Source organism: Nocardia sp. NBC_01499 (assembly GCF_045040275.1).
In the GTDB taxonomy this organism is placed as follows: domain Bacteria; phylum Actinomycetota; class Actinomycetes; order Mycobacteriales; family Mycobacteriaceae; genus Nocardia.
This window is the reverse complement of the sequence record NZ_CP109426.1, coordinates 5,876,865-5,898,951: the sequence shown is the minus strand read 5'-3', so window position 1 is coordinate 5,898,951 and position 22,087 is coordinate 5,876,865. Positions and strand designations below refer to the sequence as shown.

Annotated in this window: 15 protein-coding genes; 8 read left to right on the top strand and 7 right to left on the bottom strand. The window is 68.3% G+C overall.

Features of this window, described 5'->3' with window-relative positions:
• Positions 1-246: 246 nt before the first annotated feature.
• On the bottom strand, positions 247-2,160 hold the full coding sequence (locus tag OG203_RS26950; protein ID WP_405160051.1) for a VanW family protein: 1,914 nt from the start codon (positions 2,158-2,160) through the stop codon (positions 247-249).
• Positions 2,161-2,464: 304 nt separating this feature from the next.
• On the opposite strand from OG203_RS26950, the gene gnd reads away from it, so the two are divergent.
• Entirely contained in the window at positions 2,465-3,493 is a 1,029-nt protein-coding gene (gene gnd, locus OG203_RS26945; RefSeq protein WP_405160050.1) for a phosphogluconate dehydrogenase (NAD(+)-dependent, decarboxylating), read from the top strand.
• Between the two features lie 151 nt (positions 3,494-3,644).
• On the opposite strand, the gene OG203_RS26940 is transcribed toward gnd, so the two are convergent.
• Together OG203_RS26940 and OG203_RS26935 are read right to left on the bottom strand one after the other, a co-directional pair.
• Positions 3,645-4,967 carry a lipase family protein gene (locus tag OG203_RS26940; protein ID WP_405160049.1) on the bottom strand — a complete coding sequence of 441 codons (1,323 nt, stop codon included), beginning with the start codon at positions 4,965-4,967 and terminating at the stop codon, positions 3,645-3,647.
• Positions 4,968-6,239 (bottom strand): hypothetical protein, encoded by a 1,272-nt coding sequence (locus tag OG203_RS26935; protein WP_405160048.1) that lies wholly within the window; start codon positions 6,237-6,239, stop codon positions 4,968-4,970.
• A 434-nt stretch (positions 6,240-6,673) separates the two neighbouring features.
• Here OG203_RS26935 and OG203_RS26930 point away from each other — a divergent pair, with 434 nt between their 5' ends.
• Positions 6,674-8,428, top strand: coding sequence for an SDR family oxidoreductase (locus OG203_RS26930; RefSeq protein ID WP_405160047.1), 1,755 nt, complete (start codon positions 6,674-6,676; stop codon positions 8,426-8,428).
• A 52-nt stretch (positions 8,429-8,480) separates the two neighbouring features.
• On the opposite strand, the gene OG203_RS26925 is transcribed toward OG203_RS26930, so the two are convergent.
• Complete coding sequence (locus OG203_RS26925; RefSeq protein ID WP_405160046.1) at positions 8,481-9,803, bottom strand: acetyl-CoA C-acetyltransferase; 1,323 nt, start codon at positions 9,801-9,803, stop codon at positions 8,481-8,483.
• A 286-nt stretch (positions 9,804-10,089) separates the two neighbouring features.
• On the opposite strand from OG203_RS26925, the gene OG203_RS26920 reads away from it, so the two are divergent.
• Together OG203_RS26920 and OG203_RS26915 are read left to right on the top strand one after the other, a co-directional pair.
• Positions 10,090-11,448, top strand: a complete 1,359-nt coding sequence (locus OG203_RS26920; RefSeq protein WP_405160045.1) for a 3-oxoacyl-ACP reductase — start codon at positions 10,090-10,092, stop codon at positions 11,446-11,448.
• Entirely contained in the window at positions 11,448-12,314 is an 867-nt protein-coding gene (locus OG203_RS26915; protein WP_405168017.1) for a MaoC family dehydratase, read from the top strand. The genes OG203_RS26920 and OG203_RS26915 overlap by 1 nt, the downstream gene beginning before the upstream one ends.
• A 117-nt stretch (positions 12,315-12,431) precedes the next feature.
• Here OG203_RS26915 and OG203_RS26910 read toward each other — a convergent pair whose 3' ends face one another.
• The 3 genes from OG203_RS26910 to OG203_RS26900 all read right to left on the bottom strand — a co-directional run bounded on the left by OG203_RS26910 (position 12,432) and on the right by OG203_RS26900 (position 15,529).
• On the bottom strand, positions 12,432-13,559 hold the full coding sequence (locus tag OG203_RS26910) for a DUF5685 family protein (protein WP_405168016.1): 1,128 nt from the start codon (positions 13,557-13,559) through the stop codon (positions 12,432-12,434).
• A 117-nt stretch (positions 13,560-13,676) separates the two neighbouring features.
• Positions 13,677-14,276 carry a TetR/AcrR family transcriptional regulator gene (locus tag OG203_RS26905; RefSeq protein ID WP_405160044.1) on the bottom strand — a complete coding sequence of 200 codons (600 nt, stop codon included), beginning with the start codon at positions 14,274-14,276 and terminating at the stop codon, positions 13,677-13,679.
• Between the two features lie 89 nt (positions 14,277-14,365).
• On the bottom strand, positions 14,366-15,529 hold the full coding sequence (locus tag OG203_RS26900) for a glycoside hydrolase family 3 N-terminal domain-containing protein (protein ID WP_405160043.1): 1,164 nt from the start codon (positions 15,527-15,529) through the stop codon (positions 14,366-14,368).
• A gap of 167 nt (positions 15,530-15,696) precedes the next feature.
• On the opposite strand from OG203_RS26900, the gene OG203_RS26895 reads away from it, so the two are divergent.
• The 4 genes from OG203_RS26895 to OG203_RS26880 all read left to right on the top strand — a co-directional run bounded on the left by OG203_RS26895 (position 15,697) and on the right by OG203_RS26880 (position 22,057).
• Positions 15,697-16,185 (top strand): universal stress protein, encoded by a 489-nt coding sequence (locus tag OG203_RS26895; protein ID WP_405160042.1) that lies wholly within the window; start codon positions 15,697-15,699, stop codon positions 16,183-16,185.
• Positions 16,186-16,245: 60 nt separating this feature from the next.
• Positions 16,246-17,340, top strand: a complete 1,095-nt coding sequence (locus tag OG203_RS26890; protein ID WP_405160041.1) for an isochorismate synthase MenF — start codon at positions 16,246-16,248, stop codon at positions 17,338-17,340.
• A gap of 159 nt (positions 17,341-17,499) precedes the next feature.
• On the top strand, positions 17,500-17,670 hold the full coding sequence (locus tag OG203_RS26885; protein ID WP_405160040.1) for a DUF2613 domain-containing protein: 171 nt from the start codon (positions 17,500-17,502) through the stop codon (positions 17,668-17,670).
• A gap of 55 nt (positions 17,671-17,725) precedes the next feature.
• Entirely contained in the window at positions 17,726-22,057 is a 4,332-nt protein-coding gene (locus tag OG203_RS26880; RefSeq protein WP_405160039.1) for an alpha-(1->3)-arabinofuranosyltransferase, read from the top strand.
• The last annotated feature ends 30 nt before the right edge of the window (positions 22,058-22,087 follow it).

The window sequence follows — 22,087 nt, the reverse complement described above, 5'->3', positions numbered from 1 at the left end:
TCTACCTTGAGCCCCACTCCGAGACAGAACCGGACTGGCGTCCCGGAATCTGGCGTAGTTATATCCCATCCGCCGGGGGGTCGACCACCAAAGTCGGCCTGCCGCAGAATGATTCGTTGCGCCCCACGCTAACCAGCGGCGCGCTACGGGATAGCCAGAAGTTGGCTCGAGCCGCACGGCGCGGCCGAGCGGCGGCCGTCCGCCGCTCGTCGGCAGGTACCGGGCGCTACCCGGGAATCGTTGCGGTCACTCACATTTCACGACGGGGATGGGGTCGTATTTGACCGTCCGGGTCGTCCGGGAGACCTCGCGACCGGAGCGCCGGTCGGTGATGATGCGGGTGTCGGAAGTGGTGAAGCCGGGCGCGCCCTCGGAGGCGATGCAGTCCTTGCCCTTCGGGAGTTTGACGGTGGTCGGCTCGGTCGGCTTGCTCCGGTCGCCGGTCACCGATTCGACCTCGACGGTCTTGGTGCCCCAGAGTCGCACGGTCACTTCGGAATCCGTGGTGACGGCCTCGATGAAGACACCATTCGTGGTGTTGTTGCGGAAGCGCAGATCGATCGCGCCGTCGAAGACGGTCGCCTCGCGCGCGGCCGGGTAGCGGGAGATGTAGTAGCTGTGCTCGGTGTGGCCCGCGTCCTCCATACCGGCGAAGTACGCGGCGTTGTAGAGGGTGGTGGCGAATTGGCTGATGCCGCCGCCGACGGCGGTGCCAGGCCTGCCGTGGTCGATGATGCCGGATTCCACGTAGCCCTCTGCGGTGCCGCGCGTGCCGGTGAAGTCGTTGAGCGAGAACGTATCCCCGGGCTTCACCACCGCGCCGTTCACCTTCTTGGCGACCACCTTGATGTTCACGCCGGACGGTCCGCTGAATCCGTTGGTGGTGAACGAGCCCATGGTCTCGACGACGCCGAGCCCCTGCGCCGCCTCGGTGGTCAGCTTCGGCTCGACCTTTTCGTAGACCGCCTGACCGGTCCGCTCCTGCGGCGCGGCCAGCAGCGCGGTGAGCTGTTCGAACGTCTTCGGCCAGTTGATTTTGTCGCCGACGACCGCGGGGACCACGGTCGGTTTGCCGCCGGTCACGGCGAAGGTCGCGTCCTTCGGCTCGACCTCCGAGGCGGCAAGCTGCGGCGCAAGCAAACCGACCGCAACGTTTTGATCGATGGAGAGTCCGAGCCCGCCTTGACCATCGGGCGCGAAGGAAACGACGCTGGCGATCTGCTCAGGATCGAGCTTGGCCGATGCGCCCTTGCCCGCGAACGTGATCGGCGCGCGCACCGCCGGCTCGGCCATCCCGCGCAACGCCTGATCGACCGCTTCCGGCCGCACGGTGAGCGGCGCGGGATGTACCGGGAGGTCGACGGTGATGCCGGTGATCCAGTTGTCGATCAGCTCGTCGCGCGCGGCGGAAAGATCGAGAACCCGGCCAGGAACCGGGGCGACGGCCACCGGTCTTGCCTTGTCGAAGGCGATGGTGCCCTCGACCGACGGCCGGTCGTGCACGCGCAGCGCGGTCAGCTGACGATCCAGCGCGGCATCGTCGACGGCGCTGGCCACCCGGACGTCGCGGGTGGTGAAGAACGAGGCGAGCCGGGTGAGCGGATTGAGCGGCTGCGGGCCGATGCGCGCCCAGGTGCCGTCCCAGTCCACCGCGAGCCCCGAGGCGGCCGGCACGAGCCGAGTCTGCACGTCACCGATGCGTAGCGGCAGCTCACGGTCGGATCTCGGGCCGAGTTCGGCGCGCAACCGCGCGTCCGCCGCGGCGGTGTCGAGGCCGCCGACCTCGATGCCCGCGACGACCGTCCCGCGCGGCACCTGTCCCGAGGACAGCGCCAAGTCGACCGCGTAGCCGATGCCGGCCACCACGAGTACGGCGCCGACCGCGATGCCGGCCCGCTTCGCCACGGTGCGATTCAGCCGCTGCGGCGGCGGCCCGGAGATCGGGCGCCGCGACGGCGCCGACGGACGCTCGCCCGGCTTGGCCCGATGGGTGGCGCGCCTGGGGACGGTGACCTGTATCGGTTCGGTCGGCGCCGAGTCGGCGTCCCACTCCCTGGTCTGGTTCGCCGCGTTTGCCTTGGCCGATTCGAGCAGCTGACGTAAACCGACCTCGCCTGCCGGTTGCTGGCCACGGCGTCCGGTGCTCGACTGGCTCGTCACGAACCGTCCTCCCCGTTCGGTTGAGTTGGGACCCACGTGATGCGAGTCTCCGCCAACGATAGTGCGCGACGCCGACGACGTCCGGTGCACACCGAACTACAGCAAATTCCACGCAAAGCCCACGGTGGAACACGCAAAGGGCCCCGCGCAGTTGCCGGGTCGGGGGTCTGGCAACTACGCGGAGCCGATCTGATTATCGGTGCGGCGCACCGTGCGTTACACAGCCGGACAGACCAGGATCGGAGCCACGCGGGACAATCCAGGACGAACTCCGGTTATCGCACACACGAGGGAGATGGATGGCATGCAGCTGGGAATGATCGGCCTCGGGCGGATGGGCGCCAATATCGTGCGTCGCATCGTCAAGGACGGGCACACCGCCGTCGGCTATGAACGTCGCCCCCATCAGATCGACATACTGCGCCAAGAGCTCGGCGACGACTTCAAGGGCAGCACCGACCTCGCGGATTTCGTGCGCACGCTGCAGACGCCGCGGGTGGTGTGGGTGATGATCCCGGCGGGCGCGACCGGCGCCGTCATCGACCAGGTGGCCGAGCTGCTCGAGCCGGGCGACATCATCATCGACGGCGGTAACAGTCGCTACCACGAGGACATCAAACGCGCCGAGCAGCTGCGCCCCAAGGGCATCCACTACGTGGACATCGGCACCTCGGGCGGCGTCTTCGGCCTCGACCGCGGCTTCTGTCTGATGATCGGTGGCGAGGACGAGCAGGTGAAGTATCTTGATCCGCTGCTGAAGTCCATCGCACCCGGCGTCGAGGCGGCCGAGCGGACGCCGGGACGCACCGGCGAGCCGTCGGCGGCCGAGCAGGGGTACCTGCACTGCGGGCCCGCTGGTGCGGGACACTTCGTCAAAATGGTGCACAACGGCATCGAGTACGGCGCGATGGCCGCCTACGCCGAGGGATTGAACATCCTGCACAAGGCCAACTTCGGCGCCGAACACGACGGCGAGTTCTCCGCCGAGGAGACCCCGCTCGAGCATCCCGAGTACTACCAGTACGCCATCGACGTGCCCGAGGTGACCGAGGTGTGGCGCCGAGGCTCGGTGGTCGCCTCCTGGTTGCTGGACCTCACCGCGAGCGCGCTGTACGCCGACCCGAATCTCGATTCGTACAGCGGGCGGGTCTCGGATTCCGGCGAGGGCCGGTGGACGATCGATGCCGCGATCGACACCGGCGTTCCGGTGCCGGTGCTGGCTTCGGCGCTGTTCCAACGGTTTTCGTCGCGCGGTGAGTCGCTCTACGCGGACAAGATGCTCTCGGCGATGCGCAAGGCGTTCGGCGGGCACAACGAGCTACCAGGGGCGTGACCGTGCGCGGCTCCCGCGGTGTGCGGGAGCCGCGGCGGTCAGCGACCGATCAGAAGCCGGCGGCCTGGGCCATCAGCTTCGCGACGGCCAGCGGGCCGTACCAGAACAGGTAGTTGATTCCGTAGAGAAATGCCATGGCGGGTAATCCTTTTCATTCGAAGTTTCGATCTATCCAGTCGATCGTCTGCATGCCGAACAGGTCGGTGCCCCAGCCGTAGATATCGGTGAGCATGCGGACCATGCCGCAATCGGTGGGCTGGTAGGTCACGTCGGTGCCGCCCGCCCGATAGGTGTCGGCGAGTTCTCGCGAGTCCTTCGCGGGCACCAGCGACATCGGTGAGTCGTCGGCGGCGCAGGAGGTGATGGCCACCTTGGCCTTCGGCGTGCCGGACCGCCCGAGGGTGTTCTCCTCGAACGCGCGCTGGAACGCCGGTTCATCGGCGGGACTGAGCCCCGAATTGAACAGGGTGTTGAGCGGCAGGAACGGCAGGCCGAAGTAGGCCGGTGTCTGACACTGGGTGCGGAAGGCGTTCGCCAACCCGACCCCCGCCGGGTTCAGCTTCGCGTTCACGTCCATCTCCGGGTACGCGGGCTCCAACCCGAGCAGCGTTGCCAGGGCGAAACCGGAGCCGACCGAACCGTCGGCGACCCGCATGAAGTTGCGCGGGTTGACGACCATCCCTTCCAGCACAGCGGATTTCACGTCGAGTTCCGGCGCGTAGGTCGGCTGCAGCTCGGCGGAGAAGGCCGCGCCGACCCCGCCACCGGCGATGCCGAACAACGCCACCGGCGCGTTCGGATCGAGTCCGGCGTCGCGATGGCCCAAAGCCGCACGGACACCGTCGAGTTGGGCGTGCGCGGCGAACTTGCCAGCGAACACACCGTGCGGCTTGTGATCACCGTCGTTGCCGACGTCGGAGATCATCACCGCGTAGCCCTTGTCGAACATCAGCGCCAGCGGGCCGAGCGCCGACCACGACGAACCGTCAAGCGGGTCGCCGCCGGTCCACTGCGTGCTCGGGTGGCAGGACCAGCCGACGCTGTCGTTGGCCTCCTGATAGGAGATCAGCTTCTTCTCGCCGACTGGCGCACCGTGATTGGGGATCATCAGGATGCCGGTGCTGATCGCGGGCGTGACACCGTCATTGGCGGTGGTCACGTACATCAGCTTGTACGCCTCGACGTCGGGCGGCGTGATGCCGAGGAACATCACGTCGACCTTCTTGGCCTTCAGCAGCGTCCCCGGCTGCTCGGCACCGGTCAGCGGCGGCTCCTGATAGAACGGGTCGTTGGCGAGTAACGCCTGGAACGCCTGATCCGGCGGAACCGGTTGCGCGCCTTGGATCTGCCCGACGACGAAGCCGTTGAAGACCTTGTCGAGTCCGGGCGTCGGCATATCCGATTCCGCCGCGGCGGTTCCCGCGCACAGCACCATGGCAGCGGCCGTCGCGACGGCCACGGTCAAGCGTTTCATCTAGCGCACCGCCATCGTGTCGATCGGAGTCACCTGGATTTGCGTTGCGGCCGACTCGAGCAGCTGGGGGATGTTGAACAGCGGGCGATGCGATTCCATCTGCACCTCGTAGGGCGTGCGCATCACGGCTTCCAGTGCTGGCCAGTTGTTTTCGACCTGGAACTTGTACTTCGGCAGCAGCTCGGTCGTGATGTAGTCCCAGCGGGAGTCGAACTCCGACCAATTCCATTCCGGCAGTGGCAGTGTCACCAGCGCGGGCTGTCCGTTGGCCATGGTGACCCGCATGCGCACCGGATTGAATTCGCGCGGCGGTGCGACGCCGGCGACCGATGGTGATCCCGCAGCACCGCTGACGTAGGTGATCGCTTCGCCGACGCTGCCCTTGTAGCCGCGCACCGTGTCCCACTGGTCGCGAATCACCCACTCTTGTTCCCTGCGAAGCAAAGTCGCGTTGCCCGCGGCGATCCGGTCGTGGTCGCCGGAGCCAACTCCGCGCCAGGCTGCCATCAGGTCATCGCCGAACAACCCCGCCGCCTGGAACTCTTGCAGCGCGGGCAGACCTTCGGTGACGTAGGCGTCGTGCATCGGCATCAGGTCCGAGAAGATGTTCTTCTGCATCACCAGGATCATCCCGATGATGTAGCGCAGGTCTTCCGGCGAAATCTGCGAACCCGCCTCGGCCAGCGCCATCAGCCCGCGCGGAAGTTGTGCCACCGCTTGCGGTCCGGCGGCCTGGTCCACCGCCGCGATGACGCCGCGCGCGGATTCGGAGAGACCTGGCAGGCCGTAGATGTTGCCCATCAGCTCGAAATCGATCAGCCCGCCACCGAAGTCGGCGCCGACCTGTCCACCCATGCCCGCCCACTGCAGCTCGCGGTGGTTCAGTTGCAGGTCTTCGTAGTAGCGGTAGGAGTTGATCAGGTTGGCGCGGTTGGCCTCGACACCGGCGCGCGGATCCCAGGATCGCAGGTCGATGCCGGCCTTGTTGGTCGCGTCGACCAACCAGTACTGATAGAGCAGGGCCGCGTACCGGGTTGGCGCCACCCCCTTGGCACGCGCCTCGTCCAACAGCCCGCGCAGCTCGGCCGCGTCGTAGGGCAGTTCGGGGTTGACGCCGCCGGGGCTGGTCGCGGCGTCCCGGTTCACCAGTGGCAGATCCAGGTAGCGGTCCACCTCGCCCGCCGCTCCCGCCGGGGCCGTGGACGCGAGTCCGAGACCGACCGCGGCCGCCAGGGCCAGTGCGGTGGCGCGCAGCGCTATACCGATTCGCATCAGCTGTTCAGCCTTCCTCTCTGCTAGCTCGATTCGAGTAATTCGTTAAGCCGAAGAGATGTCCTGCCGGTAGCTGCATGTCGATAAGGCGGCGATAAAGCGCCCATCAGATTGCCGAGCTCCGGTAGCACACTAGGTGAAGTGCAGGTAAACACACAGATCAGCCCTGCAGCAAGGTGGGACATAACAGGCGTTCGGCGACCGAAGAAAATCTGTACCACATAAGTTGCCTGCTAGTAGCTGCTAAATCAGTCTGCAGACGTGGCGAAATGCACGGTAAATGTGAGTCGACATTCATGAGATAGCTCACAGCGGCCGCGAGCGGGCCATCATCGCGACGAGGGCTACCCGAATCCCACCGTCTCAGACAGAATGAGTCGGAGAGCTACGTCCACGGACCGCGACCGCCGCGGCCCGAATAGTGGGGTGAATCCATGGCCGACAAGCATGTGGTCCGCAACGGCGAGGTCGATATCGCCGTCTACGAGCAAGGCAATCCGGACGGACCGACGGTCCTGCTGCTGCACGGATGGCCGGACTCGCATCACCTGTGGGACAACGTCGTTCCGGAGCTCACCGAGCGGTTCCGGGTATTGAGCGTGGACAACCGCGGGCACGGCGAGTCATCGAATCCGCCCGGTACGTCGGCCATTTCGACAACGACGCTGGCCGCCGACTACGTCGCGGTGATCGAGGCGCTCGGCAACGGCGAACCCGTGCACGTGCTCGCGCACGACTGGGGCAGCGTCGCCACCTGGGAAATCGTCTGCGGGCCTGACGCGCGACGGTTGATCGCGTCGTTCACCTCGGTCTCCGGGCCGAGCATCGCGCACGTGAGCAAGTGGGCGCGCAGTCGGCTGGCCCGGCCGACCCCGCGCAATATCGCGCTGCCGCTGGCTCAGCTCGGTTCCTTCGCCTACTCGACCTTCCTCGCGCTGCCCGCACTGCCGAAGGCCGCAATCAGCCTGGCGATGAGCGAACAACGGTGGCGCTCCGGCCTTTCCGCCGCCGAAGGCGCACCGCCGGAGCAGATCCACCTCGCGCCGACGTTCAAGCAGGATATGGCTAACGGGCTGCGCATCTACCGGTCGACCTTGGCCGCGAATCCGCTACGCGCGCGCGACCAATTCACCGCGGTACCAACACAAATCATCATCGGTACCCGCGATCCCGCAGTGCGGCAGTCGAGTTACGCCGATGAGGACCAGTGGGCTGAGCAGGTCTGGCTGCGGGTGGTGAAAGGCGGGCACTGGCTGCCGTTCTCACATCCTCGGCTGCTCGCCTCAGCCACCGTGGAATTGATCGACTCCGTGACGGGCACGCCACCGGCGCGGGGCTTGCGCCGTGCGCGAATGGGTGTGCCGCGCAAGCCGTTCGAGGATCAACTCGTCGTGATCACCGGCGGCGGCAGCGGGATCGGCCGGGCGACCGCGCTTGCCTTCGCACGGGAAGGGGCCGAAGTCGTGGTCTCCGATGTCAACGGCGTCGCGGCCGAGGCGACCGTGGCCCTGATCGCGCAGGCGGGCGGTAACGGCCACGCCTACGAGTTGGATGTGTCGGACGAATCGGCCGTGCGCAAACATGCCGAGGGCGTGATCCGCGAACACGGCGTGCCCGACGTCCTGATCAACAACGCGGGCATCGGCCAGGCCGGGCGGTTCCTCGACACCTCGGCCGAGGACTTCGACCGGGTGCTCGCCGTCAACCTGCATGGCGTCGTCAACGGCTGTCGGGCGTTCGCCGGTGTGATGGCCGAGCGCGGGCTCGGCGGGCACATCGTCAACCTGTCCAGCATGGCGGCCTACACGCCGCAGCAGGCGTTCACCGCGTACTCGACGAGCAAGGCCGCGGTGTTCATGTTCTCCGACTGCCTGCGCGCCGAATTGTCCAGTAGCGGAATCGGTGTCAGCACCATCTGCCCCGGCATCGTGCACACCAATATCGTGGCGAACACGAGGATGTCCGGCGTCTCCGCCGAGGAGGAGCAGCGCAGACAGCAGCGCTACGACCGGCTGTACCGGCTGCGCGGATACGGACCGGACAAGGTCGCCACGCAGATCGTGCGGGCCGTGCGGAAGAACAAGGACGTCGTCCCGGTGACGCCGGAAGCCAGGCTGCAGTACGTCTTCGGTCGATTCGCACCGAGCGTGGTCCGATTCGCCGCTGCCCGAGGCAGTTTGGTGCGCTGACAGACGAAAGGGTGCCATCCGGAAGAACCGGATGGCACCCTTCAGTCAGCTGTTAACGCTCGACGATCGCGACGACGCCCTGGCCGCCGGCGGCACAGATGGAGATCAGCGCACGGCCGGATCCCTTCTCCGCCAGCAACTTCGCGGTCGAGGCGACGATGCGGCCGCCGGTCGCGGCGAACGGGTGACCCGCCGCCAGCGAAGAACCGTTGACATTGAGCTTGCTGCGGTCGATCGAGCCGAGCGCGCCGTCCAGGCCGAGGCGCTCCTTGCAGTACGCGTCGGACTCCCACGCGGACAGCGTCGCGAGCACCACCGAGGCGAACGCCTCGTGGATCTCGTAGTAGTCGAAGTCCTGCAGGGTCAGGCCGTTTCGGGCGAGCAGGCGCGGCACCGCGTAGGTCGGCGCCATCAGCAGGCCGTCCGGGCCGTGGATGTAGTCGACCGCCGCGACCTCGCTGTCGACCAGGGTGGCCAGCACCGGCAGGTTGCGCTCGGCGGCCCATTCCTCGCTGGACAGCAGCACCGCGGAGGCGCCGTCGGTCAGCGGGGTGGAGTTGCCTGCGGTCATGGTCGCGTCGCCAGCCTTGACGCCGAACACCGGCTTGAGGGTGGCCAGCTTCTCAACGGTGGAGCCGGGACGCAGGTTGTCGTCGCGGGTCAGGCCGAGGAAAGGGGTGATCAGGTCATCGAAGAAGCCACGGTCGTAGGCGGCGGCCATGTTCTTGTGCGACAGGTAGGCCAGCTCGTCCTGCGCCTCGCGCGGGACGCCGAACTCCTTGGCGGTGATGGCGGCGTGCTCACCCATGGACAACCCGGTGCGCGGCTCGGCGTTGCGCGGGATCTCGATGCCGAGCATGCTCGGGCGCAGCTGGCCGACCAGCTTGAGCCGGTCCTTGTTGGACTTGGCGCGGTTCGCGTCGAGCATCCATTCGCGCATGCCCTCGCTGACGCCGATCGGGGCGTCCGAGGTGGTGTCGGTGCCGCCGCCGATACCGGCTTCGAAGCGGCCCTGGGCAATTCCGTCGCCGACGGTGACGATGGCCTGGAGACCGGTGCCGCAGGCGAGCTGCAGATCGTGGGCCGGGGTGTAGGGGCTGAGCTTGCTGCCGAGCACGCTCTCCCGAATCATGCCGTGCTCGCCGACCCGCTTGAGGACGGCGCCGCCGACCACCATGCCGAGCCGCTCGCCCTGCAGGCCGAAGCGGCTGACAAGGCCGTCCAGCGCGGCGGTGAACATGTCCTGGTTGGAGGCGTGCGCGTACGCCTTGTCGGAGCGAGCGAACGGAATCCGGTTGCCGCCCACGATCGCGACCGGGCGGGTGGTCTTACCGGTCTTGGCGGTGCTCTTCGCCGAACGGGATTTGGTTGTCACTCGAGTCTCCAGGTCTCGTTGGGGATGTCCGGCGCTCCGGAGTCCGCGTGGAAATCTCCACTGATCGGCGCCCCGTCGCGGTTGGTTTACATTAAACTTACTCTGGAGTAAGTTTGTTGTCGACAGCGTACCCCCGCAAATGTGCTCGAGCAGACCGAATGCTGGGGGAACCAGCAGACCCGAGAACAGCATCGCGGCGTGAGCGACAGTCCCGGAGGCGGTAGCTTGCGTAACTACACGGCAGGGACCCGTGCACGCCGCCGACCACACAGAAAAGGCAGGAACAGTGGCAGCCAGCAAGAGCAAGGGTGCGCCCAACCTCTACGGATCGTTCGTACACTCCTCCCCCGGTCAGTTCTTGGCGAGCAAGCTCGGACTGCCGCAGCCGGAGAACCTGCGCCGCTACCAGGAAGGCGAGCCGCCGCTGCCCGGGCCGGTGCTGCTCGGTGGCAAGGGTCGGGTCGCCGAGCCGCTGCGCACCCTGCTGCCGGACTACACCTTCGCCGATTCGGCAAGCTCGGGAACGAAGTTCGGCGCGCTGGTGTTCGACGCGACCGGCATCGGTGCGATCGAGGATCTCTCCCAGCTCTACGAATTCTTCCAGCCCGCCATGCGCAATATCGCCGCGTCCGGCCGCATCGTGGTGATCGGCACGACACCCGAGCTGACCGCGACGGTGGACGAGCAGATCGCGCAGCGCGCGCTCGAGGGCTTCACCCGCTCGGTCGCCAAGGAGCTGCTGCGCGGCGCCACCGCACAGCTTGTCTACCTGCACCCCGAGGCCTCGACCGGCGCGACCGGCCTGCAGTCGACGCTGCGCTTCCTGCTCTCGGCCAAGTCGGCGTTCGTCGACGGCCAGGTCATCCGGGTCGGCAAGGACGACGCCACCGCACCGGCCAGCTGGGACCGCCCGCTGGAAGGCAAGATCGCCGTGGTCACCGGTGCCGCGCGCGGCATCGGCGCGACCATCGCCGAGGTGTTCGCCCGCGACGGTGCCACGGTGATCGTCGCCGACATCCCGGCCGCCGGTGAGGCGCTGTCGCAGACCGCGAACAAGGTCGGCGGCACCGCGCTCGCGCTGGACGTGACCGCGCCCGACGCGGCGGAGAAGCTGGCCGAGTTCGCCACCGAGCGCTTCGGCGGCATCGACATCGTCGTGCACAACGCGGGCATCACCCGCGACAAGCTGCTCGCCAACATGGACGACGGCCGCTGGAACTCGGTGCTCAGCGTGAATCTCGCCGCGCCGCACCGGATCACCGAGGGCCTGGTGGCCCGTGGCGCGCTGAAGGAGGGCGGTCGGGTGGTCGACGTGTCCTCCATCGCCGGCATCGCTGGCAACCGCGGTCAGACCAACTACGGCACGTCCAAGGCCGGTGTCATCGGCATGGTCAACGCCGAGGCGCCGAAGCTGGCGGAGAAGGGCATCACCATCAACGCGGTGGCGCCCGGCTTCATCGAGACCGCGATGACGGCCGCCATCCCGCTGCCGACCCGCGAGGCCGGTCGGCTGATGAGCTCACTGCTGCAGGGTGGGCAGACCGTCGACGTCGCCGAGACCATCGCCTACTTCGCGAGCCCGGCGTCGAACGCGGTGACCGGCAACATCGTTCGCGTCTGCGGGCAGAGCCTGATCGGAGCATGATGACGCAAGTGATCTCGCTGACCGAGGCACCCAAGAACGGCCCGCTGTACCTGAAGGCCGCGCTCGGCGCGGTTCCGCTGCCGCTGGTTTCGGGGCGCAAGTCGACGCTGCCTGATCGGGCGATTCAGCTCGACGGCCTGAAGGTGGATCCGGATCATCTGGCCGCCTACTGCCGGGCGACCGGCCTGCGGTTCAGCGATTCGCTGCCGCTGACCTACCCGTTCGTGCTCACCATGCCGCTCGTGATGCAACTGCTTGTGCAGCGCGACTTTCCGTTCATCGCGGTCGGCGCGGTGCACGCGGAGAACCTGATCGAGCGGACCCGCGACATCTCGGTGAGCGAGCCGCTGGACAGCAGGGCGCACATCGAGAATCTGCGCGAGCACCCGAAGGGGCTGCTTGTCGACGCGATCACCGAGATCAGCGTCGGCCGGGAGCTGGTCTGGCGACAGGTCACCACCTTCCTGCACCAGCAGCGCACCTCGCTCTCGGGTGGGCCGAAGCCGGAACCCAAGCCGGAAGCGGCCGCGCCGCCGCCGCTGCGCACCTGGCGGGTCGATCAGAAGACGATCACCCAGTACGCCGCCGCCTCCGGTGACCACAACCCGATCCACACCTCGGCGTTGGGCGCCAAGGCTTTCGGATTCCCGAAGGCGATCGCGCACGGCATGTGGTCGTGCGCGCATATCCTCGGCACGATCGAGGGCCGGGTGCCAGGCAAGGCCACCTATGCGGTGAAGTTCGGCAAGCCGATCTTGCTGCCGTCGACGGTGAACGTGTACGCGGACCAGGTGGCGGGCGGCTGGGATCTGGCCGTGCTGAACCCGAAGAAGGGGTACCCGCACCTCACCGCGACCCTGCGCTGACGCACTGAACGACAGCAGCCGCACCTCGTCGGGGTGCGGCTGCTGTCGTTTCAGCTGGCCGATGCCGCGCGTCCGCTCGCGGTCCCGTGCCGTGGGAAACGGTGCGCTACAAGCGGTTCAGCAGCTGCAGTCGCAGCAATCGCAGCAGCCGCAACCGCAGTCGCAGCAATCAGCGCAGCCGCCGCAGTCACAGTTGTTGATCCAGGGGTCCTTGCGTTCACCGGTGCACGGCTGGGTGTGTTCGGCGCAGCAGGCATAGCCGGTGCAGTACGAACCGAGGATGAGGGTGAGTGATTCACCGAGGCCGGGGCGGCGACCGGTGCGCCGCGAGTGCATCTGCACGTCGGCGCGGTCGTTGGCTACCCCGCAGGCGTGGCCGACGACGCCGCCGATGCCGTGGCCGAGTCGGCGCAGTACCGAGGACAGCGGGTCGAGCAGCATCCAGCGGACGGTGGGTATCGCGTCAAGCTCGGCCGCCGCGACCGCCTCGCGCAGTCGCGAATCCGATTCGCGCAGTAGGTCGTACGCCTGCGGCATGGTGGTTCCGGTGGCGGCGAGCGGGTTGAACCGGCCGCGGGCCAGGTCCTTCTCGTAGTCCTGCACGGCATCGGCGAGATGCGCGATTCGGCCGAATTGCCAACCCGCCGTGCGCAATGCGTCGATGTTGTCCGGACGGTCGGCCAAAACCGCTGTGTGCGCGAAGAATTCCGAGGCGCAGAGCTGGGTCGGCGCGGTCAATCGCGTCAGCGAATCCGGATCGTCGAGATCTCGTGCGGCCCGCTCCAGTTGGGTCTGTGTGTTCAGCGCGGCGACCAGGGGTTCCACGTCGAGCCCGATCCGCTGTGCGCTCACCCGCGCCTGCCCGGCCCACCGGCTCGCGGCCTTCGCCATTGGTGTTCGCGCAAGGACGGAGGCGTCTCCGTCGTCGACATGGTCGCGAATCTTGGCCGACGCCAACAACAGTGACGCCGTCGCGGCCAGCCGCACGCCGGGCGAATTCGCGGACGCGACCGACGCGCGTTGCATCCCCCGCAGTGCGCACCGCCCCGCCGTGCTGCGCTCGACCGCGCCCTCGGCCTGCACTTCCGTCAGCATGCTCAATACGATCGCGTCGACATTCGTTGTCGCACGAGCCAATTGACCGTGCCCGTCCCGTAATCCCAGACACAGCCCGCACATATGCGTGCGCCATTCTGCCGCATCGATGCCGTATTTCGCCGCGCCGTGCGCGCACGGCCTTAGCAACCCGAACAAGTTCCGCCCCGTTTTCCCCGGCCCGTTCCGAATAGAGCCGGTCTGTGCTTGGTGATCTTCGCACTCTGGCAGGCCGTCAGCGGCGGGGCAACCGCTGACCGCCCGTCGCTACTCCGCTTTCTTACGCCCCGCCAGACCACGCCACGCGAGATCATCGAGCAGATCAACGGCCTCGGACACCTCGATGCGGCCGCTGGCCACCCGGTCCGCGATGGCCTCCCCGGCACCGATCACAGCGACCGCGACGACATCGAAGTTGGTACCGGGTTCTGGATGCTTGGCGCTGGATTCCAGCAGCTTGGCGGTCAATTCGATGACGCGCTCGCGGGCGTTCTCGATCTCCGAGGCGAACGCTTGCTGACCGATGGCCTGGCGGTAGAGCACCTGCCAGGAGCGGCGATTGTGGTCGACGAACCCGAGGAAACCCTCCAGCGCGACCCGCACCTGCTCGTGCGGCGACAGCTGCGGATTGCCCGCGGGCACCACCGATTCGATGAAGCGCAGGCCCTCGCGCTGGATGCAGGCGCGGAACAGTTCGTCCTTGGAGCCGTAGTACAGGTACAGCATCGGCTTCGATATCTTCGCCTCGGCGGCAATGGCATCCATCGACGTATCGTGGAAGCCTTTCCGCGAGAACACCTCGACGGCGGCATCGAGCATCTGCTGCTCACGAACCGCCCGAGGAAGTCGCTTCGTTCCGCCCGCCATCCACTCTCCTACCGCATGGTGAATCTCTTATATTACTCCAAGGTAAGTTCCGCGGGACGTATTTGCCCACCAGTCGCGGGAACAGTGCCTCAGCAGCGCGGAAGAGCGCCCTTGAAGGTGGCCATCCGCAGCACCGACGCGTCGACCCGCGCGGCGGGCAAGCGGCCCGCCGCCACGGCCTGCTCGAGCTGATCGAGCACGCTCGGTACCGCGTCGGTGCTGATCCACAGGGCGTTGTCGGCACCGGCGACCAGCGCTGCCTCGACGGCGTCGCCGATGGAAAGGCGGTTGGTGATCGCGGCCATGCCGAGCAGGTCATCGGTGAAGATCGGGCCCTGGAACGGCGCGGCACCGTAGCCTTTGCCCTCGCGCAGCAGCGCCATCGCCTGCGGGCTGATGCTGGCAGGCACGTCGGGGGTGGTGAGGCCGGGGACGTCGAGGTGGCCGACCATCACGCCCGCGCCGGAATTGACCAGGCCGCGGAACGGGACGAGATCGACGGTCTGCAAACTGTCCAGCGGCGGGGTGCGCACCGCGCCGCGATGCGAATCGCCCGAGCCGGAGCCGTGGCCGGGGAAGTGCTTCATGACGGTGCCGACACCGGCCTCGCGCATGGCGCGGATGTAGGCGCCGGCGTACCTGGTGACCACGGCTGGATCGTCGGAGAAGGAACGGTCGCCGATGACGGAATCGTCGGGCTGGCTGCTCACATCGACATCCGGCGCGAAGTCGACCGTCACGCCGAGGTCCTTCAGCGCGCGCCCCCTGGTCAGCGTGGCGTCGTGGAACTGGTCGGCGGTCATGGTCTGCGCGGTCACCCTGGCCGTCGGCACCGCGCCGATCAGACTCTTCGCACGGGAGACGCGGCCGCCCTCCTCGTCGATGGTCACCATGAGCGGCACCTTGGCCAACTGCTTGACCTGCTCGAGTTGCCCCGCGCTCAGCAGCGAAAGGTCGGTCCAGCTGCCGACAAAGATCCCGCCGACCTGTTCGGTACGCACCACATTCATGGCGTCGTCCTCGCCCGTGATGCCGACGGTCAACAGCTGCGCCAGCTTCTGCCGCAGCGTGAACTGCGCGAGGTAGCCTGCCGTGCAGTCCGGTTTCGCGGAAGTTGTTGCCTGCGTTGGTGATCCGGTCGCCGACTCGGCAGCCGCCGACCGCGACGGCGCGGCGCCTCCGCCACCGCCGCTCGAGCAGGCGGTCGCGACGGCGGCCAGCACGGCGAGCATGAGCAGGGGCGTCTTTCGCATGGAGGTCAACCGTACTGATCGCGCCACGCCGCGACACGGGTGGGTATCCGGCTTCGCTGGATATCCGAACTGGGTGTCAGGAGATCGATCCCGCGCGGCAGCGGGTGGGCCGAGCTCGGCCAAGGTAGCCTTGGTCAATAGCCGTGAGTCTCCCACCAGGAGGTCCCGTGCCCTGCGATCTGATGCTCATTGCCTACGACGGGTCCGAGAACGCCAAGCGGGCCATTGAATACGCCGGGCGGTTCCTCAGCGCCGACCGAGCCATCGTGCTGACCGCGTGGGAGCCGATGGTGCGCCAAGCCGCTCGCCTGTCCGGGTTGTCCGGGGTGATGCAGCCGGAATGGGTGCCAGAAGAGGAAATCGAGGACGTCGCCTACGTCGACGCTCGCACCATCAACACCGAGGGCGTCCGGCTGGCCAAGCTCGCCGGGCTCAATGCCGAGGCGCGCACCGCCGAATGCACGACGACCATCTGGAACGCCATCGTCGAATGCGCCGACGACCTCGACGTCGACATCATCGTCGCGGGCACCCGAGGCGCCACCGGCATCCGCGCCCTGATGCACAGCAGCGTCGCCGACGCGGTCCTCAAACACTGCCACCGCCCCGTGCTCATGGTCCCGCCCGGCAAGGAACCCGCCGCCAAAACGGGATAGTCGTGAGGGCGCTCACGGACGGGCGCGATGGGGCTGGGGCGGGGATAAGGTCGGGGGACTATGGATGGATTCCTGCTTGCACAGCCGGACGGGGTGGTCCGGGCGTTCGGTAGCCGGGCCGCGTTCGACGAGGCTGATCGGGCGGTGGCCGCGCTGCGGGACGGCGGCACGGAGATGATCGTCGGCGCGCTGCCGTTCGATCCGCGCAAACCGGCCGCGTTGAGTGTGCCGGAACGGGTGCGGCACACCGCGGGACCGTGGCGGCCAGCGGCGCTTCCCGACCTGCCCGCCGTGCAGTTCGTCACCGAAATACCCAGTGCCGCTGAACATATCGCGCGGGTGACCAAGCTCGTCGAGCAGCTGAACGACCCGGCGCAGCCGCTGCGCAAGGTGGTCGCGGCGCGATCGGTGGTCGCGGCGGCGGCCGACGTGCTCGACCCCGAACTCGTCGCGGCGCACCTGCTGACGCGCCATCCCCATGCGAATGTGTTCGCGGTCGATCTGACACCGGCCGGGCGCACCGGCGCGACACTGGTCGGCGCCACACCCGAGGTGCTCATCGCCCGCAACGGCGACACGGTCACGCTGCGCCCGCTGGCAGGCACCGCGCCCCGCCGAGCCGAGCCGGACGCCGATGCGGCCACAGCCCGGGAACTGTTGGCCAGCACCAAGAATCGCGACGAGCACGCGTTCGTCATCGAATGGATTCGGGACAAACTCGCCCCGGTCTGCGCCGAGCTGTCTATCCCCGACGGTCCGGAACTGATCAACACGCACGAGGTCTGGCACCTCGCCACCCCGATCACCGGGCGGCTGCGCGACCCGGCGACCACCGCACTCGATCTCGCGCTGCTGCTACACCCGACGCCCGCCGTGTGCGGCACCCCGACCGATCTCGCGCTGGACGCGATCGCCGATCTGGAGGAAGACCGAGGCTTCTACGGCGGCGCCGTCGGCTGGTGCGACGCCAGCGGCGACGGCGCGTGGGTGGTCGCCATCCGCTGCGCGGAGTTGTCGGCCGACGGACGCACCGTGCACGCCTTCGCGGGCGGCGGCATCGTCGCCGCCTCGGACCCCAAGGCCGAGCTCGACGAAACCACCGCCAAGCTGCGCACCCTGCTCGGCAGCCTGCACTGCGCCATCCCCGCGCACTGATCGTTGCGGCCCGAGCGGCTGATAGCGCCGTACCCGCGCTGTGACCGCCGCCCCAGCCGCGATACCGGCGGAGATTCGGCGGGCTGAACGCACCGGATACCGGAGCGGGCTGCTAGGTTGACCGGGAATGTGCCTGCATCGATGTATTGGAGTGCCGCAATGAAGTTTGCTGTTCCTGGTGTTGCGAGTGCTGTCGGCGGCGCCGTGCTCGGCGTGATCGCGGTGTTCCTCGTCACGGTGGCGGTGCAGCAGAACTCGCGGCCCGACATCGACCGCAGCGGCGACAAGGACTCCTCGTTGCTGAACAACGTCGAGTACGGCAGTCGCTGAGCTGACCCCCGCTTCACCTGCCGACTCGCTCGAACCGGCGGCGCGGCGGCAGAGCGTGGCGCCGCTTGGTAGACGCTGGTTCGCCGGGACGGTACTCGCGGCATTCCTGCTGACCTTCCTGCAGACGCCGGGGCGCACCGTCGCCGACACCAAATACGACCTGACGCAGAATCCGCTCGGTTTCCTCGAACGCGCCAGCCACCTGTGGAGCAGCCAGGCCACGATGGGCCAGGTGCAGAACCAGGCCTACGGATACTTCTTCCCGCACGGCGCCTTCTTCTCCCTCGGCCATGTACTCGGCCTGCCCCCCTGGGCCACCCAGCGCATCTGGTGGGCGCTGTTGCTGCTCGCCGGATTCTGGGGCATCATCCGGCTCTGCGAGACCCTCGGCATCGGCACCCGAGGCTCCCGCGTCATCGCGGCGGCCGCGTTCGCGCTCTCGCCCCGCGTGCTCACCACGCTCGGCTCGATTTCCTCGGAAACACTGCCGATGATGCTGGCGCCGTGGGTATTGCTGGCACCCGCGGCGCTCGGCATCGGCTACCGGAATCGGCGGCGAACTCCGGGAAACACGCGGACCGAAGCCGACTCCGGCCAGGCGCCTTCGAAACGTACGCGGCGTGGCGGAGCCGAATCGGCCGCAGGAAGCGCGCTGGCACTCGCGCTGATGGGGTCGGTCAATGCCGTGGCGACGGTCGCGGCGTTCCTGCCCGCGCTGCTGTGGTGGGCGTCGTATCGACCGAATCGGGAGTGGTGGCGGTTCACCAGGGCCTGGGTGCCGTTGCTCGTGCTCGCCACGTTCTGGTGGGCGGTGCCGCTGCTGCTGCTCGGCAAGGTGAGCCCGCCGTTCCTTGACTACATCGAATCGTCCGGGGTGACAACGCAATGGGCGTCGCTCGCCGAGGTGTTGCGCGGCACCGACAGCTGGACGCCGTTCGTCTCGCCGGAACGCATCGCGGGCGCGGTGCTGGTGACCCAGCCCGCCGCGGTGCTTGCCACCGGGTTGCTCGCGGCGGCGGGCCTGGCGGGTTTGGCGATGCGGTCCATGCCGTATCGGGGGCGGCTGACGCTGATCCTGTGCGTCGGGCTGGTCGGCATCTGCGCCGGATACGTCGGTGAGCTGGGCGGACCGTTCGCGGAGTCGGTGCGGCTCTTCCTGGATTCCGGCGGCGCGCCGCTGCGCAATGTGCACAAGCTCGAGCCGCTGATCCGAATCCCGTTGGTGCTCGGTCTCGCTCAGCTGCTCGCCAGGGTGCCGCTGCCCGCCTCGGTGCCGATGCCGGTGTGGCGCAGCGCGTTCGCGCATCCGGAGCGGGATCGTCGCGTCGCGGTGGCCGCGCTGATCCTGACCGCGCTCGCGCTGTCCACCTCGCTGGCCTGGACCGGCAAGCTTGCCCCGCGCGGCGCCTATGACACGGTGCCCGCGTACTGGCAGCAGACCGCGGACTGGTTGCACCACAACGCCTCCGACACGCGCGCGCTGGTCGTGCCAGGCGCGCCGTTCGGCAGTCAGGTGTGGGGACTGACGCGCGACGAGCCGTTGCAGGCGTTGGCGAGCACGCCGTGGGCGATCCGCGACGCCGTGCCGCTGAACCCGCCGGGCACCATCCGCGCGATGGATTCGGTGCAGCGACTGATCGCCGACGGTCGGCCGTCGGCCGGACTCGCGGCGACACTGGCCGGGCAGGGCATCGGGATTCTGGTGTTGCGCAACGATCTCGATCCGGATACCTCCCGATCGGCTCGGCCGATGTTGGCGCACAGCGCGATCGAGGGTTCGCCGGGACTGACGAAGGTGGCGGAGTTCGGTGATCCGATCGAATCACCCGTCATCGCCGAGGATTTGGTCGCGGACGGCGATCTGCGGCCCGCCTATCCGGCGGTCGAGATCTATCGGGTGCAAACGCCGACGCCGGGAACACCGACCGAGGTGCGCAGCGGAACCGGTGCGCCGCAGTCTTTCCCGGGCGCGTACACGGTTCCGCTCGGCGCGGTACCCGTCGTCCAAGGCGGGCCTGAGGTACTCGAACGACTGCACCGCGATCCGGGAACCACCGACACCCCTGCGATGCTCGCCGCCGATGCCAAGCGGGCCGGTCTACCGCTCGGACCGCTGACCGTCACCGACACCCCGATGGATCGGGAGTCCGACTTCGGTCGCGTCGACAACCACAATTCCGCCGTCCGCGCCCCCGACGACGCGCGCCGCACCCACAACCTGGTGCCCGACTATCCGGTGCCAGGCGCCGACCTGGTGCGCGCGGAATGGTCGGGCGCGACCATCACCGCGTCCAGCTCGGCGGCCGACGCCACCCAGCTCGGCGGTGCCGCGCCCGGCAGCTCGACCGCGGCCGTCGTCGACGGCGACCCGGCCACGGCGTGGATCAGCAACGGCTCCGAACACGCACTCGGCCAATGGCTTCGGCTCGACCTGGCGAAACCGATCCAGGTCGGGCAACTGACCTTCAGCACCAGCGCGGCCGCCATCGGCGACCCGGTGAAGTGGGTCGAGGTGCGCACCGCCAACGGCACCGTGGCGACCCGGATCACCGAACCCGGTAAACCGGTGTCGGTTTCGCTGCCCGCGGGACAGACACAGTGGGTCACCATCACCGCGATCCGCACCGAAACCGGCACGAGCGGTGGACAGTTCGGCATCAGCGAGCTCACCCTGGACGACTACGCCGACCGTGATCAGCCGGTCCGCGTCGACATCCGGCACCGGACGGTCCTACCGCCGACACCGGCAGGCGCGCAGATCGGCGCGTGGGACCTCGGCCAGGAATTCCCCGGGCGCAGTGCGTGTTTCGATTCGCCGAACCGGGTGCGCTGCAGCAAGGCGCTGGCCTTGGCGCCCGAGGAGCCCGGCGCCTTCGAACGCACGCTCTCGGTGCCCGAACCTATGTCCGTCACGCCCGAGCTGACCGTCCGGACCAGGCAGGGTCCCGCGCTGGAGGCGCTGCTCACCGACCACGACCGCCCGGTCGCCAGGGGCAAGGGCGACGTCGGCGACCTGCGCGGAGCCGCGTTCGCCGCCACCGACGGCGATCCGCGCACCAGCTGGACCGCACCGGAGGACTCGGTGCGGGTGCTGACCGGCGCCAAGCCGACCCTCACCATCGAACTGCCCGCGCCCGCGCTGGTGACCGGACTGGAGTTGACCCCGTCGCTCGGCGGCCTGCCCGCCGCACCCACCTCGGTGGCGGTCAATCTCGGTGCTGGCCCGCAGGTGCGCGAGCTGAACAAGAGCGATCCAGGCGCGCCGACTCGAATCTCCTTGCACCCGCACGTGACCGATCGCATCGAACTCAGCATCCAGAGCTGGCGGCCGGTGCTGGACAAGACGGCGCTCGGCTTCGTGCAGTCACAGCCGCCGGGCCTGGCCGAGGTGTCGGTGCTCGGCCCGGACTACCCTGCCCCGGCGCCGCTCGACCGGGCGATCACCGTTCCGTGCGAGATCGGCCCCACCATCAATATCGACGGTCAGCTCCGGCACACCACCGTCACCGGGACCGTGGCCGAACTGCGCTCCGGCGCGCCGGTTCCCGCGCGCCTCTGCCCGGATAACGCGTCGTCCCAGCCGGATTCAGGCGGGCTCGCGCTGCCGAAGGGCCGAGCCGATGTCTCCGTCGGGCCGACCGACCTGTTCTTCGTCGACCGGCTCCGCCTCGACCGCACCGGGCCCGCCGCACCGGCCGAGTCGGCGTCCGGGCCTCGCGTGCTGGTGCTGCCGCTGAGCACGAATGTCGGCTGGCGCGCAACAACTTCCGACGGACGCACCCTCGATCCGGTTGTCATCGACGGCTGGCAACAGGCCTGGCTGCTTCCGTCCGACGCCACCGGCCCCGTCACCGTCTCCTTCCCCATCGACCGCTGGTATCGCCTCAGCATCTTCGGCGGCCTCCTGCTACTGCTCCCGCTGCTCGCCCTGGCCATTCCACGTCGCGCGAAACCGGTTGCCGCAGCGGCGAATACCACGCCCGACCCGGTCACCGAAGACGCTCCAGCGGCCGCTGAGGCGAATCTCGTTGGTGGCGTGCCGGATTCCACACCTCGAACCTGGGGTCCCCGCTGGCTCGGCGCGATCGGCCTCGCGGCGGCCGCGACCCTGATCGCCGGACCGGTCGGAACCGTCATCGCCGCAGGCACACTCGCCGCCGTCCGCTTCTTCCCGCAGGTGATGCAGAGAGCGCTGGTCATCATCGCTGGCGTCGGCACGGCACTATCGGCGGCGGCACTGTCGACCGGCCCGTGGCGGGCCGCGGGCGGATACATGGGCGGTTCCCTGTTGGCGCAACTACCAGCCGTGCTCGCCGTCATCGCGGTAGGCGTCGCCGCGCTGCCACCACCTCGGGCATTCGGGCTGCGGCGCAACGGACCTCGTTGATAATGTCAGGCAGCGTGAGCGAGCGCCAGC